This window comes from Cupriavidus sp. BIC8F (genome assembly GCF_032465815.1).
Lineage (GTDB): Bacteria > Pseudomonadota > Gammaproteobacteria > Burkholderiales > Burkholderiaceae > Cupriavidus > Cupriavidus necator.
In genome coordinates this window covers 3,315,932-3,332,622 of sequence record NZ_CP136094.1, presented here as the reverse complement: position 1 = coordinate 3,332,622, position 16,691 = coordinate 3,315,932, and the positions used below count along the sequence as shown (strand labels likewise).

Genomic DNA, 16,691 nt, shown 5'->3' with positions numbered 1-16,691 from the left:
GAGTGTCCTAAATTTTTGGTATCGGCTCTTGGCGGGGAACTGTCGCCATCTGACTTTGGAGACACAAGGTCTGCACCGAAGCACGCCGTACCCAAAGAACTCATCGCTGGGCTGCTGGCGAACTGCATCAAGCCTGAAGACCTGATTGGCGATAACGGGCTATTGAGGCAACTGACCAAGCTGCTGGTGGAGCGGGCGCTCGACGCCGAGATGACCTAGGGCCTGGGGCACGGCAAGAACGAACCGGTTGGCAATCCGACCGGCAACACCCGAAACGGGCGCAGCCGAAAGACCCTCAAGGGCGAGTTCGGCGAACTGCCCATCGACGTGCCGCGCGCCCGGGACGGCAGTTTCGAGCCCCGGCTAATGCCGAAGCATATGTCCGCAATGGCCGATATGCGCGCATTTAGCAGCGGGCGGCTTTCGGCTTGAACCAGTCGTTCGAGCAGCCGCCGCACGAACCAGGCGAGCGGCAGCAGCCGGCTACTGCCGTTGCCGTCCACGCGGTCAACCGCAAGGAGTGGGCCGGGAACGGCGTGAGACCGGCGTCGCCGCAGCGTGGTAATAGGGCACGATAACGAGCCCTTGTCGATCTATATTGAACAGCCGCTGGGTCTGGTCATGACTCCGACTCCGTTACCTCTTTGGCCATGCTTGCCGCGCAGTCTGCCGCCCTTGGGAGGCGGCCACGCGTCAGCTGTTAGGCGGCGATCGCTGCTTCGGTCAGTGCGAGCTCACAGGTTGCTGCCAAAGCCATGCTGGCCGGCTCCGCATCGCGCGACTGTTCGGCGACGCTCAGGCGCGGCGGAAAGTCTGTCGGGCGAAGCCACTGTGCCAAAAAGGCTCCCAGCGCGTCGAGCTGCACGTCGGAACTCAGCCCATGCGCACCGGCAAACGGTGGACTAAGTACCAGCGTCGTCTGATCGTGCTCGAAAACTTGCAAGCGCCGCGCCAAATCAGCCGGCTTCAAGAACAAATCGTTTCGCTCCACGTCCTCGAAACCGAATGCACGCTGATAATCGTGCGCGTGGCGTTCGCCCAGGCACAATACTACGCGGGGGCGATACTGGCGGCGCAGCGACGAGATGAAGCGGAAGCGCCCGCCGAGGCGGCACAGACGAAGATATTCCGACTTGACGCGCAATACTGGCTGCTCACGGAAAACCTTGCGCCAAGGCAAGGCTTGATCTGGTCGTTCAGGCAGCGGGAAAAGACTTAGCTTGAAGTCCCAGCCGCGCGGCGCATAGAGATAGCCGTCAAAGTACTCCTGTGCAGTGATCGGCGTGCGCCCTGGCGGCAAGGCGGCTGCCCGCGCGGCGGCCAACACCCGTGCAATGCGGTAATGCGTTTGCCACCGCGGCAGCAGATGCGCATGGCGCCAACGGAACGCCTTATCCCATGCCGCGGGTATCTGCTGCGGGCGCAACGCAACTGACAGCGGTACGTAGCCATGCAGGGGGGCCGCATCGCACACCCAGATCGCGGCGGCCGGGTTGCCGCCATCCATCCCCGCAAACGATGAAAATGCAATGTCCAACTCCGCCTGACTCAGTGCGGGAAGCTGGATCTGCTGCATCCGATTCAATCTCTGATGGTCCGCGAGCAAGATCAGAGGACGAATGTTCGTCCGGCTTGATGGTCAAGCCCGAAATAATAAGAGCGCCGTCCCCGGCGTTGTCTGAGCAAATCTGAGCAGACCGGCCCGACCATGCGGCACTGGGGGAGCTCCCTGCCCTAGCCGTCGATCTCGATCCGCTGATAGACCCGGTAACCTTTGCCTCGCACCGTCGACACCGGCAACTGCAGGTCGCACGCCTGCTCAACCTTGCGGCGCAGGCGGCGCATCTGGGTATCCAGCCGGCGCTGGTCATAATGGAGGAAATCCTCTCCAAGCGCCCGCACAATGGCCTTGCGTGTCACGCATTCGTCGCCACTGGCAAGTGCGTGCAGGACCATGTAATCCTGCGCCGACAGCGGAATGGGCGCGAACCCAGGCGGAATCAGGGTAGGGGGTGCATCCGATAGTCGCCAGGGTGCCTCTGCCGACGAGCTATCGGACAGCAGCCGCTCCTCCGGCGGCACCTGTGCACGGTCCGAAATATCGCGGGCGACGGCCACCCGCTGGTTCTTGCATTCCGACAAGCGCGCCGACCACATGATGTGCACGATACTGCCGTCCTTGCGCACATAGCGATTCTCGAACTGACGCTGCAGATAACCAGCCTCGATCCGTTCGACAGCCTTCAGGGTTCTCTCCCGATCCTCATGAAAGAGGAAGTCAATCATGGGCTTGCCCAGCATTTCCTCCGGTCTGTAGCCAAAGATGCTTTCGCAAGCCCCTGTGATGGACAGGAAACGGCCTTCGCGGTCGACGACGCAGATCGCGTCGAGCAGCAGGTCCATGACGTGCATTGGGGGCAGTGTTGCCATATTTGTTATTAGGGTTGGGGGCGCCCCTCCTTGGACGCCAGAGGTGCTTGCGATTTTACCTCGGGGATATCTGGGGGCAGACGAGCTTGCACCATCCGGTTGAGCAGATGACTGCGCTGCAAGTACACGCGGTGGGTACACGGAGGGTGAACTTGTCGAGCAAGATGCGAGGCGACCCCTTGTCCACGGCATTACGGACAAATGTCAAAGGGTGGGCGAGCGGCGGGTGGCGTTCCTAGGCTTGTTGATTCTTATCGAGGTCCGGCCGGGTAATCGTGATTATGCTCTGCAGCGCATAACTTGGCCGCAGCAACCAAAGCAACTACTACTCAGACGAGCGCAGTTACCAAAAGAAAGCCTGCCGCAAAGGATAGACTCGCGGCGAAGAAGGCAAAGGCGGCGGGCGCCGGCCAAGAAAGTGGTTCCGACCGTAGCGACAACCGACGTTTCGGCATAATCGTTGCCTCGGCTGGTACGATACTTCGCCAACCGGTCGATGACGGAAGGAAGCCGGGCGCACCGCTTGCGCCCAGCCCAATGCTGGCCGAGCCAATTATCTTCAGCAATTCAGCGCCGGCATGGATCAACCGTCTATTTTGCCTGGGTCATATTGTATGAGGCACTGAATATGGGTTCCTCGACCAGTGCGACAAGATTTATGCACCACCCCGACGACTCTCTTCTTGAGTACGAAGCCTCTGCAATCCACGAGCCCCGCCTTTGGCGAGACAAGGGCTGGACTGCCCGGGTTATCACGAACGAGGATAGCGATGGCTGGGCCGTCGAGATGATCCGGGATGGCAGCGCCGAGCCGGCACTTGTCGGTCCCTGGACCATGGGTCGAAACAAGGTCGATCCGAAGCCGCTAGATGCCACCGCCCACCAGACGCTGGTCAAGACTGCCGCGGAAGTCATCCGACGGCATGAACAGCAACTGCACGCTCAACTCAACAAGCAGTGCGATCTCGAGACCGGTTCCGGAACCTTGACCGTCAAGCTCGTCATCACGCCAGATGAATTCGAACCCTTCGGTACGCTCACGGCAGTGGACCCGTTCGGGGATGTGATTGCAACCGTCACCCGACTTTCGCCTGACGCGCGACAGCGCCGCCCGCTGGGCGGCTGATGGCTTTGACAAGATCCGCCAATGCCGCAAAGTCGGAGGCTGCAGCCCCTCCCAGCAGTTTGCTATCGTAGCGACGACTGTCCGCATCGAACGCCAGGTGCGGTTTGAGTCTGGCACACTGGGCTCGACGATCGACGATCTGCAGGTGTCATGCGGCGACCAAGTCAGAAAGACGAAGCTGCCGCCCCTTTCCGTCGTTTCGATGCCCGTCCGGCCCGCATTCGCCCCGTTCGCTACCGAGAGGCGGTCATGGCAAATTCTGCGAACTTCAGGGTAGAATCTCGCGCGTCGCTACAGGGCCGGACGCCGTGTTGGTTGCAGGCAGCGGACTCATAATCCGCCGGAGACATCCCACCGTGGGTTCGAATCCCACCCGGCCCACCACCACTCTTGAGTCTGACGTTACTGCTCGATGAGGAGGAACTGAGCAGCGTATCCTTTGGCCGGATCGCCGTGGATGAACGCCCGGCCGTGGCGCGATTTCGATCTACCCGGCTGACTGGCGAGGCGCTACTCGCTCCATACCGCGTCAACATCCCTCGTCAAATTGGCTTCCATCAGCGGCGCCAACGTACCGCCCGGGACAAGCCCCTCCAAAGCCGCATGAGCAACGATGCACTGCTGGCGCATATCAAGGCGATTCACGCGGAGGTGAAAGGCGAGTACGGCTGGCCACGTATGTGGAAAGAGCTGCTTGCGCGCGGCGTGCGTGTAGGCAAGGAGCGCGTGCGTAAGCTGATGGCCCAGCACGGCATTCGTGCTCGGCACAAGCGCAAGTACATTGCGACGACGAACTCGAATCACGGCCTGCCGGTCGCGCCAAATCTGTTGGGGCGCAACTTCACGGCGACGGCACCAAATCAGGTGTGGACGAGTGACATCACGTACGTGGCGACGGCCGAAGGCTGGCTGTACCTGGCCGTCATTATTGACCTGTTTAGCCGGCAGGTGGTGGGCTGGTCTATGCAGCCGCACATGAAGGCCGAGCTTGTCACCGATGCGCTGCGTATGGCGCGGTTTCGGCGCCGTCCTGAGGCCGACGTGATTGTGCATAGCGACCGTGGCAGCCAGTATTGCAGCGGGTTGTTTCAGGACGCGCTCAAGGCATATGGCATGCGTTCGTCGATGAGTCGGCGCGGGGGTTGTTGGGATAATGCGCCGACCGAAAGCCTGTGGCGCTCACTGAAGGTCGCGCGGCTTCACGGTCGGCACTTTGAGACACGACGTGCGGCAATGGACGAAATCGTTGACTGGCTCGGCTTCTACAATGCCCGTCGGTTGCATTCGACATTGAACTACGTTAGTCCCATGACGTTCGAGAGGACCTGGGTCGCTGCCCAGCAAGGGCAAGCGGCCTGATTGCCTCGGCTATGGGATTCGTGAAACAGGGGCAAGGTCACCGGACAGCTTTACGTTAGAGGACTGTTTGGCCCGCGTACGACATTAGAAAAACCGGCTAACACCAGATGTCCAGTGGGTTTTGAAAGGTCGCCCCCTCCGCTAAATTCAAATGTCGGTGCGGGCGTGCTTTTTGTGCGGGGTTGGATGCTTTTGTGGGGGAATGGTAGGGCGGTGGTGCTGGCCTGACGTGACAGAGTCTGGCCCAGGGTGGGGCGGTGGATTCACGGTAGGCAAAGTTAAAATGTCCGCGTTCCGCTGCAGCGGTGCCGCCGCCATCGCGCGCTCGAGATCGAGCCGGTTGATCAGACGCTGCCGCTTGACGTTCTGCGGCGCGCGATGGGGCCGGGCCGGTTCGCCTTGCAGCGTGCGCGACGGCCCCGCCTGCTGGCGACTGTCGCGCTGCGCCTGCACCTGCGCCGTGATGGCCAGCACGTGCCCCAGCCGCTTGTTGTCGACGATCGCGCCCTGGTCGAGCTCGCCGAGCCGGTCATAGGTGGTGTAGGGCAGGGACGCGCCGTCGGCCCACAACTCAACCCTGCCGTCCGGGTACTCGGCGACCTCGAGATAGCGGTGGATCAGGCGCCGGTGTTCGGGTCGGTCCTCGAGCAGGTACAGCACCTTGTCGTACTGCAGCGTGAGGCTCTGTGACACCTTGCGCCACTCGCACCAGCCGAAGATGCGCGCCAGGTCCTCGTCGTCACGCAGCGGCCGGTGGGCGTCGAAGTCCCACCTGGGCACCTTGGCAAAGCGGGCGTTGATGTCGGCCATGAAATGCGCGGCAAAGGCATTGGCGGCGGCCATCGTGCTGATGCCGCGCAGGCGCAGCTCCTTGACCAAGCGATCCTGCAACGTGCCGTTCATGCGCTCGCCCCGGCCCTTGGCCGGGCTCGAATTGGCGCACAGGATGTCGATATTGAGCTCGAACAGCGCGCGCCCGAACTGGGTGTAGCCGCGGCCTTCGGCGCTGTCCCGGGCATTGACCCGGAAGACACCGAACTTGTCGGAATAGAACGCCATCGGCTTGCCGTGGCGCTCGATATAGTCACGCGTGGCGCTGAAATACGCCGGCGTGGATTCGGTCGGCACGAACCGCAGCTGCATCAGCTTGCCGGTCGCGTCATCGACGTAGACCAGCAGCGTGCACGCCGGCGCCCGGTCCTCGAACCAGGCGTGATCGCTGCCGTCGATCTGCACCAGCTCGCCAAGGCAGGCGCGGCGGTTGCGCGGCTGGTGCACCTTGGGCGGGCGCAACTTGCGCGGCACCCAGAAACCGGCGTCGATCATGATCCGGCGCACCGTCTCCGTGGCCAGGTCGATACCATGGCGTTCTCTGAGCTTCTCAGCCGCCAGGGTCGGGCCGAAGTCGGCGTAGGTGTCGCGGATCAGGCCACGCACGCGGGACTCCAGCCCGGGCGGCAACTGGCGATGACCCGGAGCGCCTTGCCGGCGATTCTGTAAGCCCGGCGCACCTCCGACCTGGTACCGACGAAGCAAGCGCAACGTTTGCCGTGTGCTGAGTCCCAGCCGAGCCGCCGCAATGCCTGTCTTCAAGTGACCGTCTGCCAAGGCTTGCAGGACCTTGAGCCGGTCCAATTGACGCATCGTAATGGTGATCGTGTCCGGTCGCATGGCGGCTCCCTGGCTGGCTCAAGGCCGTACAGGTTACCCGGACCAACTCGGACATTTGAATCTGGCTATAAACGGACATTAGAATCTGGCGCCAACAGGCGTTGTCCAGTGGGTTTTGAAAGGTCGCCCCCTCCGCTAAATTCAAATGTCGGTGCGGGCGTGCTTTTTGTGCGGGGTTGGATGCTTTTGTGGGGGGATGGTAGGGCGGTGGTGCTGGCCTGACGTGACCGAGTCTGGCCCAGGGTGGGGCGGTGGATTCACGGTAGGCAAAGTTAAAATGTCCGCGTTCCGCTGCAGCGGTGCCGCCGCCATCGCGCGCTCGAGATCGAGCCGGTTGATCAGACGCTGCCGCTTGACGTTCAGCGGCGCGCGATGGGGCCGGGCCGGTTCGCCTTGCAGCGTGCGCGACGGCCCCGCCTGCTGGCGACTGTCGCGCTGCGCCTGCACCTGCGCCGTGATGGCCAGCACGTGCCCCAGCCGCTTGTTGTCGACGATCGCGCCCTGGTCGAGCTCGCCGAGCCGGTCATAGGTGGTGTAGGGCAGGGACGCGCCGTCGGCCCACAACTCAACCCTGCCGTCCGGGTACTCGGCGACCTCGAGATAGCGGTGGATCAGGCGCCGGTGTTCGGGTCGGTCCTCGAGCAGGTACAGCACCTTGTCGTACTGCAGCGTGAGGCTGTGTGACACCTTGCGCCACTCGCGCCAGCTGAAGATGCGCGCCAGGTCCTCGTCGCCACGCAGCGGCCGGTGGGCGTCGAAGTCCCGCCTGGGCACCTTGGCAAAGCGGGCGTTGAAGTCGGCCATGAAATGCGCGGCAAAGTCGTTGGCCGCGGCCATGGTGCTGATGCCGCGCAAGCGCAGTTCCTTGACCAGCCGGTCCTGCAACGTGCCGTTCATCCGCTCGACACGGCCCTTGGCCGGGCTCGAATTGGCGCACAGGATGTCGATGTTCAGCTCGAACAGCGCGCGCCCGAACTGGGTGTAGCCGCGGCCTTCGGCGCTGTCCCGGGCATTGACCCGGAAGACACTGAACTTGTCGGAATAGAACGCCATCGGCTTGCCGTGGCGCTCGATATAGTCACGCGTGGCGCTGAAGTACGCCGGCGTCGATTCGCTCGGCACGAATCGCAGCTGCATCAGCTTGCCGGTCGCGTCATCGACGTAGACCAGCAGCGTGCACGCCGGCGCCCGGTCCTCGAACCAGGCGTGGTCGCTGCCGTCGATCTGCACCAGCTCGCCAAGGCAGGCGCGGCGGTTGCGCGGCTGGTGCACCTTGGGCGGGCGCAACTTGCGCGGCACCCAGAAACCGGCGTCGATCATGATCCGGCGCACCGTCTCCGTGGCCAGGTCGATACCATGGCGTTCTCTGAGCTTCTCAGCCGCCAGGGTCGGGCCGAAGTCGGCGTAGGTGTCGCGGATCAGGCCACGCACGCGGGACTCCAGCCCGGGCGGCAACTGGCGATGACCCGGAGCGCCTTGCCGGCGATTCTGTAAGCCCGGCGCACCTCCGACCTGGTACCGACGAAGCAAGCGCAACGTTTGCCGTGTGCTGAGTCCCAGCCGAGCCGCCGCAATGCCTGTCTTCAAGTGACCGTCTGCCAAGGCTTGCAGGACCTTGAGCCGGTCCAATTGACGCATCGTCATGGTGATCGTGTCCGGTCGCATGGCGGCTCCCTGGCTGGCTCAAGGCCGTACAGGTTACCCGGACCAACTCGGACATTTGAATCTGGCTATAAACGGACATTAGAATCTGGCGCCAACAGGCGTTACTCGCATAATGTATATTATGTTAAATCACGGCAACGCTTTTTAAGCGTGGCTACTGCGGGCCGCTGATTTGCAGCAACGTCTTCTAGTCGAAAGACGCAAAACTATGTTTGATGGCGACGTAAATCTGTGTCCGAATGCTCTTCGGCTCATACTCGCCAAAACAAACATACTTTTTCATTTGCATCTCGTATTGCCCACAGTTTCATTATCAGCCAAACGCCTTCGACCCGTGAGATGATGCCCAACGCATAGGTGCCGCAGGAGCTTCCATGGCCGCTCAAGCAGATGAGATGACCATCTCTCCGTTTCCTTCTTCGCTAAGGGATCTTCGAACTCTATGCCAACCAGAGCATCCTTGCGATCCGGCCGATCGCACGTTACGCGATGGCGCCTATCAGGAACTGGGGACTGTGCTGCAGTGGCTGTCCGGATTTACTACCTCTGCTACGGAGCGGGCCTATGAAAAGGAAGCCCATCGGTTCTACTGCTGGGTGCTATTCGTCGATCGAAAGCTGTTGGCCGAAATCACCCAGTCAGACCTAGACTCCTATGAAGCGTTTCTCCGGGATCCGCCAGACCACTGGTGCGGGATGCGCAATCGTCGTCGCGCTGCCGGAGATTGGCGTCCGTTCGAGGGAGCCTTGTCAGACTCGAGCTGTTCATTCGCTTTTCGAGTCTTGGAAAGCCTATTTTCGTTTCTGGTCGATTTCCGGCACATCCAATATAATCTCTTCCGCGAGAGGCGACTCCTTCGGAAAAAAAGTGCCACGGGACCCCAGAAGCCCTCGAGATCCCTGTCTTTTCTGTCTTTTGATCGCTTGATTCGAGAACTCGAGCCAGAGTGCGCGAAGTTCCCGGTGGGCCATCCAGCACATGAAGAGGCGGAAAGGATGCTCTTCGTGATTCTGTTCATGGGAAATACGGGTGTCAGAGGCGAGGAGTTGGCGCGAATCCGTCTGTCGGATCTCTTTTACTACAAAGCGCCTAGTCTCGGGGATGAAAAGTGGTCGCTTTCTTTGAGGAGCGCAAGGGGGCAGCGGGCACGGTACATTGACCTGAATCCTTCGGCCAAGTATGCAGTCTGGCGATATCTGGCTGCACGTGGTGTTCCCTTACCTCCTCCTCCTTCACCAGTCCCCCTGGTATGCCGACTTCACGAAGAGAGGCCAGTTGTTCCGTTGGGCCGAGATTCGATCTATGGAATAGTCAAAAGGGCTTTGAACCTCGTTGCCGACAAGATCGAACACAAATATCCCGATGAAGCTGCTCGGTATAGGAAGGCTAGTCCTCATTGGTTGAGGGTCATGTATTTTCGAATGAACACAGATGCTCGGCAGGATGTCTACGCCTTCCCAAGGAAGAGAGCGTAACGTTGGGATCCTCCCCGCCCTCTCAGGAATTCGAAATCGGTGAAGTATTCTCGACACCAGCCGCCGTCCGTCGAGTCCTTCAGCATCCTTAATCCCGAGCACGTCTGCCTGGCGGCCTTCTTCGGTTTCCCGATGCTACCGGTCAATAAGGCGGCCATGACGGAGGCGGTTTCTGATGGCGGCGCCTATACACGCACCGTCAAGGCCCGAGTCAAGGACATTCAAGACACCATCGATGACTTCAATCGACGGCACCTCTTCTTCAAGATCGAGTTCGATCCGAAGACGCCTACTTCGGAAGAAGATATCGAATTGATTCGATTGGTGACCGGGGATTTTGCCGACAATCTGATGCAGTACGACGCAGACCGGCGTTACCTTCGAGGATCATCCGCCGCCCGACTTCACGCCTTCGCCGTGGAGTATCGCCATCGATCCTTCAGCGAACTCAAATCGTTTGTCGGCGCCTTGGACTCAACTGCGAATCGATGGGGCTACGGAAGCTACGCGAACCTGTGTGCCCCGACCCGGTTCATGAACCATATCCTGTCCAAACACGCCATCGATCCCGGTATGCTCGAAGCCTTGCAGGCGATGGACAGCAAACGCGACCTCCTAAAGCGATATTCTCCTTACATCGTTCAAGCGTTCCTGCGGTGCCGTGCCGGGCAAACTGGCGAATTTCGGATCGATGTTGACGAAGATGGTCTGTATCTCGAAGCCAAGCACGGCGATAGCATCGTCCTTGAAAGTCTCAAGGGCGAGTTCGTAGCGAACGACGAGAGCGAGCGGCTTTTTCATCTGATTGGTCTTAGGGCTTGAGGGAGGGATCATGCAACGCAAATTGCTCTGTCCCGATTGCCATGGCCGCGGTTCCGATGTCGAGGCGCAGTGCTCGGCGTGTGCTGGCTCCGGCTTTGACCCCGAGGAAGACAATCCCTTTGCGCAGTGCCACGAGTGCTATGGAGAGGGAACGGTAACACTTCCCGTCTGCCAAAAATGCGGGGGCGTCGGAATCCTGGAGGAGGATGACACCAACGAGGACGACTCCTAGACAAGCTGAGCCGATGAAGCTGCCCGCTGCTCATACGATTCTTTCGACGCTTGGCAGCGGGCCATCCGTGGCAGGACCAGACCACCGGACGCGGCACTCGGTGCCATGCGAACCTGCAGTTTTGACAAAGCGGCGACGATCGAACCGGGACATTTCACTCTCCTTAGCAGGCCGCTGAAATACCTCCAGCGAACGTCAGCGTCACGACAGGCTGACGCGTTGATTTGAAGACTCCACCCAACCCCGGATTTATGGTAAGCGTGGCCCCAGCACCGTCTGTTCATGAAGAGCCTTAGGCGGCAATCTGGTTCCCACCAGAATTTGGTGGGAACCAGAAGAAATGGAACTCAAGGCGCGGGGTCGCCGACGAGGCTTCAAGAATTACACGAAGGCGTTCCGCACGCGATACATGGCACCCGACGCGCTCACTGGCAGAAGTTGCACGAGCGCATGGCTTGAACGCGAATCTTGTGTCGAAGTGGCGGCGGGATCAGGAGCGGGCCGCGGCGTCCGCATCCGAGCCGGCCGAACTATTCCTGCCCATAGAGATGGCATCGCCGCCGATGCCGGAGCCGATTGGATCGTCCGGGGATTTCTACCGAGACCGAACCCATTCATAGCTGTGGGGCGCAAATAGCCGAAGCGTGACGCATTGCGGCGCACCAATCGCCAGATCGGCGGGCCGTCCGTCATACCACGGACGAAAGCTGGCCTGCTCTGCTCTCGGCTACGCATTGCCCCGTGGCTTCTTGTTAGCTTGCCGTCGCCGGTGACACCGTGACGTTTGTGAGCGCTTTCGCATTTGGCTGATGAACGACGAAGCCGGTTTTGCCGTAGAGCGCTCCGATCGCGGGCGGCTCTATCGCGCCGCCCTCCCCGGCCAATGCAATTCCCGTTTCTAAGCCATGCTCGAGCACGTTGAGAAATTCGGCCCGTTCCTCCCTGGGAATCTCTCGTGCAGCGGGATACAGCGAGGTGTGAGGAAACAACATGTTGGCGACTTGCCGAAACCAAAGGACAAAGCCCTCGCGCATTCCGATGACGTTATCCTTTCTGCGAAACAAGCCATTGGCGACAAATTTCACGAACTCCACAACTGCGCCGTACTGCATGGACACATGTGGCATTCCGTGAATCAGGTCGCGAGCAAGGCCGATCGCGTACCGGCGATTGAGCGCCGTGCCAAGATGAGTGGCAACGAACGCGAGCGTCCTCGCCGCCATCTGCGGCTGTTGAAGTCCCCAAAAGACGTCCTCTGCATGAAGGGCGAACACTGTACGATTGTGCAGCGCCGAGTTGAGGACGAATCCTGCGTGATCACCACGCGAGATCTTGCCGTCCTGCAAGCCCTTCCTTGCCACGAGATAGGGGAATGTGCCCTTGATACCAAACTCACCGTAGACCCAGTTTCTAAGGCGCTCGTCCACTGAGAACAGGGCTGCCCCCTTCTCGAGGCACAATGCGAGCGCGTCATAGGTGTCCGTATCGAGAAGATCCTTCAGAAGGATGAGCTCTTGGGGCATTTGTTCCGGCCCATACACCGGGCAAACTTCGCAGTACTCCTCCATGAGCCTCAATGCTTCGGTATATTGGCTCGCCTTCCACTTGCGCGCTTCTTCCGTCATAGGCAAAAACGCGAACTGCCCATCTATATCAGCCGCGTGTCCCTCTGCGCGAGAATCCAACGCCTCGACTTCCGCTTGTTTGAATCGATCGTAGGTCCCTCGGCAAACATACACCCGTGGCAACACTGAGAGAAGATCACTCTGCCCAAAGCGGACAAGTTCAGCCAGCGTCATCGCATCCATCACGACGGGGAACGATTGGTCGAGCAACAATTCACTTGCGGCCTCTAGCTCTAGCGCAGTGGTGACACCGCTTGCGAGCGGAGGGTTGCGCTGGTCCCAACTGAAGACCATCTGCATGCCATCGGCGCCGATCATTTGCGCACACAAGCCAAGCGGAAGCTTGCTCTCGGCGTATTGCTCCATTACCGCTTTGCTACGTTGCGATTGCGCCTTGAGCCGCTCATGGATGGGCGCGACATCCAGGTTCCCATCCTCCTTCTCGGTCAGTCTGAAAAGCTGAAGACCAGGGGCGGGTTCTAACGATATAGACAAGAGCTCGTGCGCATACTCCCCAAGTCCTTGATGGGCATCGCTGATCTCACGAATCGTGAAGTTACGAACATCGAACGAGCCCTCGATGTCGACCGTATCGCCGCATGCCAGTCCCAGCATCGTTTTCGCCAGCGCACTGTCCGCAGCAAGGAATCTTGCAGATTTTGGCAGGTCAGTCATGCCCGCAGGATCGATCACGATCTTTACAATGCTCTTGTCCGCGCCCTCAAGCGTCACCATGGAGCCAGGCCTCACCTCCGGAAAGTGTGTTCCGCCGTGTCTGGCTCGGTGACCGATCAAAACTCCCGTTAGATAGGCTGAGGCGGCACTGACGTCGTCCATGTTCGAGCGGAACATGCGATAGAGCCTCGCGTATCCGACCTCTGGCTTGCCATACTGCAGCTCAGCCGCAGCCAAGTGCGCGATCTGCTTCGAGGTTCCCGTAAGACGCTCGGGCGCCTCACTGAAGGCGTTCCGGATTTGTGCGGGTGGTCTGGTATGAAGGACAACTTGGTACCAGAAGCCCCATGCTTCTGCCCGCTCAGGGTGGGCCTCGCGATGCAGCCTTGCAAGTAGTTCGAGCCGGCTCCAGTCATTCGCTTCCTGCGCGACGCCCATCGCTAGGCGGCGGAAGGCGTCATCGGAAAGCCATTCGGGTGGCACCTTTTCGAGGAGGTCTTTTGACTTTCGACGGAACCCACCAAACAACAGGGCACGAAGCCGTCGCTTCTGAATAGGTAGGCTGCGTCCGCTGGGGTCCACCGACTCCAAGAGGCCGACGGCATCGGAGAACTGATCGGCGCGAATCAAAATATCCGCGACGATCAGACGCTCGCGCGAACTCGAATGGGTGGAGACTCGCTTCTTTATGACCTCGACAAACCGTTGTGCTTCGCTGTCGCGGCCGGCGTTAAACATCAGCCCCGCAAAGGCGTTGAGCGTAATCAGATCAAGGCCATCAGCGGGCGTCTCACTGACTTCCTTGATCACCTTTTCGGATTGGCCAGAGTTGCACGCGCACACCATTTCAAGCAGCTTGACAACCGGTTTCTCGTCCGGCGCATGCTCGCGCAGTGCGTGAGTGATGCGAGCAAATGCCTCGGATTCGCCTCGGTTTGCAGCCGTTTCGGCGGCAAGGAGCAATCCGTCTTCGTCCAGCGCATTGAGGTGAGCTACGGAAAATTTGACAAGATCCTCGTGCCGGCAGAGGAAGAGCAAGGATCCGATGTGTAGGGCGGCCAAGTTATCGGCATACTCGGGGATCTCCGTCTCGATTCGCTCGCATATGGCAAGCGCCACGCCAGGCTTGCCGGTTAGCATGTGGGCAAGCGCCACGTGCGAGGCAGCCTCGGCCCTGTGCTGGCAATTTTCAATCCGCCACAGTTCGGTTGCCGCAGGCTCAAACGCCGCGATTACCTCAGCGAGACCCTCACGAAAATCTTCGGAGTAGGCGTCAAAGTCCGCGCTGATCCCGTCCTTTCCTGCGACGCTAACGATGATGCCTGCGGCTCCTTTTCGGGTGAAGAGGCCTGCGTCCTTTGCGCGCAAAGCTCGCCGTGCGTAGGTTACCGCAAAGTCGCTCTGTTGCCGATAAAAGGCATAGGCCATCATCTGCAACGCGTCGGCTTCTTCTCTGAAACGCGCCGGCAATTCGGCTTCCGTCAAGTCCTCGTTCTCGCAGATTCGAGCATTGGTAGCCGCTAGCCAAACATGGAGCGAAAACGGGAATAGGCCTAGCAGCCGTTTTCCTTCAGCGTTGGCAAGCTTGAGGTCTCCCTGGATGATGTGCGCTCGGATTTTGTTCGCGGCGATGCGCTCGTCATCCTCAAACAGATCATAGGCACGTAGAAACCACTCGGCAGCGACTTCCTCACGATTCTGTTGCCAGTGTGCGATACCATTCTGAAGAGTCCACCGCGCCTTCTGATGGCTGTCGAAACTCGCGATCTCGGCTTCGAGAATGGCAAGCAATTCCTGCGCGGCCTGAAATTTCAGGCCGCGCAGGAGTTCGTTCACCTTGTCAAGCTGCCTCGTCACAAGCCCATTCGGTGAATCTGTCCGACCTGTAGGCAACATCTGCAATAGTGCCGCCTTGAATGTCGCTTCCATCGTCGCAGGCATGGCAGCGATCTGCGCCCCGGTCCTTTCTCCCTGCTCACGTAGCACCGCAATGGCACCGCCCGCGCTGTTTAGGGCGTATTTCGGATGCAATGCGTCGTACCGCTGGATGTGATTGCATATCTCGGTCCACGATTCCACTTCGACCGAAAATTGCCCATTGGCCTGCCGTAGGTCGCTGACTTGTTGTGCGTGCTTGACGAGCGCCGTGTCGCTTGCCGCGGTCGTGGCAATTATGAGGCGTACAATTTTCCAACCCGCCGCGTCGGCGGCGGCAACCTCATCATCAATGGTCTTGGTGGTCACGCCGCCGTCGACATACCGCTTACACTGGATGCCAACCCGACCGGCTCTTGACGTGACGAAAATGTCTACGCCGCCTTGTTTCTGCCCTGATCTGCCGTTCCTCTTTGGGGGTCGGATCCTCGAACACGACACCGTAGACATCCGTGCACATGTTTTCGAAGCTGTCAGCATTCGTTGGCTTTGAGATCTCGATCTCGAACGCGCGCATTCTGTAGGCCTTTCTAGTTCTGTGTCGACGGGTGACCTCTTGCAACCATCCCGTGGTCGTTGCTTCCCGCATTCTCTCAACAAATCCCGGTGACTCCCCTCTCCTTTGCCGCTGGTTCAGACTGGAGCATCATTTTCGACATGCTCACACGATGCGGTATTGTCCAATGACTGCGACAGGTCTTGCAGCGTAGCATTGGCGTTGGATATCGCGCGGTAGCACCTGATTTCCAATTGGGCAGTCCAGGTGTCGTGTCCCGCCTGGACGAGGCGTCCCGCTGCGATCTCCTCTGCGACAGCGCTTACCGGTAACCACGCAATGCCGTATCGCTCGACGACCATCTTCATCAGCAACATCGCCATGTCCGCCTCGTAGCAGCTTCGCAGATGGTACGGTGCGTCGGCACTGTTCAAGATCATATCGACAACGCGCCCCATGAATGTCGTGGCCGTGTACGCGAGGTATGGGAGCGGAGCGTCGGTCGTGCCCGGCAGTGAAAAGATAGGTTTGCCGCGGTCGTCTGGCGCAGATACAGGGATGAAATCCTCATGGCCCAACGTGATGCCAGCGAACTTGTCGCGGTCGAGCAGGAAAGGCACGAGTGGATGATGATAGCCGATCATCAAGTCGCAACTGCCTTCAGCCAGTGCGACGACGGCATCGTGAACGTTCGCTGCAACGACCCGCGCATTGAAATTACCCGTCTGTTGGTGGAACTGCTTTAACCACTTCGGTAAGAACGTCAACGATAGCGTATAGCCGGCGGCGATCTGGATGGAACGGCCTGGCATCTTTGCTTCCTGACGCCATTCCGAACGCAGTTCCGTTATGCCACCGACGGATTTTTTGTTTTGCTCGCAGAACCTGCGGCCAGCGGGCGTCAGTGCAACCGGGTAGGTGCCACGGTCAACCAGCTCGACGCCTACCCAATCTTGCTGGAAATTCTCGGACGCCAGCGCGGTGAATACGACGCGCTGCATCGGACAGGTCCATCGTGCTCGTTACCGCGCTGAACCCCTACATCGGTTACGCAAATTCGACCGAGATCGCAGGAGAGGCACCAGAAAGGCCTCTGACCAAGATACGCCCAAACCGCTATCATAAGCCTTTCGGTTATAAAGATAGCAACATTCATTACTTGCGGACATAAGGAGCAAAC

The 16,691-nt window shown here is 59.8% G+C and carries 8 protein-coding genes, 1 tRNA gene and 4 pseudogenes; 7 read left to right on the top strand and 6 right to left on the bottom strand.

The features are described 5' to 3' along the window. Positions 1-39: 39 nt before the first annotated feature. A pseudogene (locus tag RS901_RS15400) lies at positions 40-393 on the top strand (transposase); the annotation flags it as partial. A 307-nt stretch (positions 394-700) separates the two neighbouring features. Here RS901_RS15400 and RS901_RS15395 read toward each other — a convergent pair. Both RS901_RS15395 and RS901_RS15390 read right to left on the bottom strand, forming a co-directional pair. Continuing rightward, positions 701-1,576, bottom strand: coding sequence for a transcriptional regulator (locus tag RS901_RS15395; RefSeq protein WP_316149650.1), 876 nt, complete (start codon positions 1,574-1,576; stop codon positions 701-703). Positions 1,577-1,734: 158 nt separating this feature from the next. After that, positions 1,735-2,403, bottom strand: a complete 669-nt coding sequence (locus RS901_RS15390) for a PAS domain S-box protein (RefSeq protein WP_316149649.1) — start codon at positions 2,401-2,403, stop codon at positions 1,735-1,737. Positions 2,404-3,088: 685 nt separating this feature from the next. On the opposite strand from RS901_RS15390, the pseudogene RS901_RS15385 reads away from it, so the two are divergent. From RS901_RS15385 to RS901_RS15375, 3 genes and pseudogenes are all read left to right on the top strand, one after another. After that, a pseudogene (locus RS901_RS15385) lies at positions 3,089-3,575 on the top strand (hypothetical protein); the annotation flags it as partial. Between the two features lie 277 nt (positions 3,576-3,852). Next, positions 3,853-3,940, top strand: a tRNA-Ile gene (locus tag RS901_RS15380). Positions 3,941-4,105: 165 nt separating this feature from the next. Next, a pseudogene (locus tag RS901_RS15375) lies at positions 4,106-4,915 on the top strand (IS3 family transposase); the annotation flags it as partial. A gap of 147 nt (positions 4,916-5,062) precedes the next feature. Here the strand turns inward: RS901_RS15375 and RS901_RS15370 are convergent. Both RS901_RS15370 and RS901_RS15365 read right to left on the bottom strand, forming a co-directional pair. Further along, positions 5,063-6,586, bottom strand: coding sequence for an ISNCY family transposase (locus RS901_RS15370; RefSeq protein ID WP_316149648.1), 1,524 nt, complete (start codon positions 6,584-6,586; stop codon positions 5,063-5,065). A 141-nt stretch (positions 6,587-6,727) separates the two neighbouring features. After that, the gene (locus RS901_RS15365) at positions 6,728-8,230 is read right to left on the bottom strand and encodes an ISNCY family transposase (RefSeq protein WP_410054180.1); all 1,503 of its coding nucleotides are present in this window, start codon (positions 8,228-8,230) and stop codon (positions 6,728-6,730) included. Between the two features lie 1,535 nt (positions 8,231-9,765). Here RS901_RS15365 and RS901_RS15360 point away from each other — a divergent pair. Further along, positions 9,766-10,548 (top strand): hypothetical protein, encoded by a 783-nt coding sequence (locus tag RS901_RS15360; RefSeq protein WP_316149646.1) that lies wholly within the window; start codon positions 9,766-9,768, stop codon positions 10,546-10,548. Positions 10,549-11,082: 534 nt separating this feature from the next. After that, a complete protein-coding gene (locus tag RS901_RS38860) occupies positions 11,083-11,400 on the top strand; it encodes a transposase (RefSeq protein WP_410054179.1) in 318 nt (105 codons plus the stop codon). Positions 11,401-11,532: 132 nt separating this feature from the next. Here the strand turns inward: RS901_RS38860 and RS901_RS15355 are convergent, their stop codons facing one another. After that, a complete protein-coding gene (locus tag RS901_RS15355; protein ID WP_316149645.1) occupies positions 11,533-15,324 on the bottom strand; it encodes a PIN domain-containing protein in 3,792 nt (1,263 codons plus the stop codon). Positions 15,325-15,648: 324 nt separating this feature from the next. Next, positions 15,649-16,323 carry a LysR substrate-binding domain-containing protein gene (locus tag RS901_RS15350; protein ID WP_410054178.1) on the bottom strand — a complete coding sequence of 225 codons (675 nt, stop codon included), beginning with the start codon at positions 16,321-16,323 and terminating at the stop codon, positions 15,649-15,651. A 179-nt stretch (positions 16,324-16,502) separates the two neighbouring features. Here RS901_RS15350 and RS901_RS38855 point away from each other — a divergent pair. Then, positions 16,503-16,592 (top strand): annotated as a pseudogene (locus RS901_RS38855) (hypothetical protein); the annotation flags it as partial. Positions 16,593-16,691 lie beyond the last annotated feature (99 nt).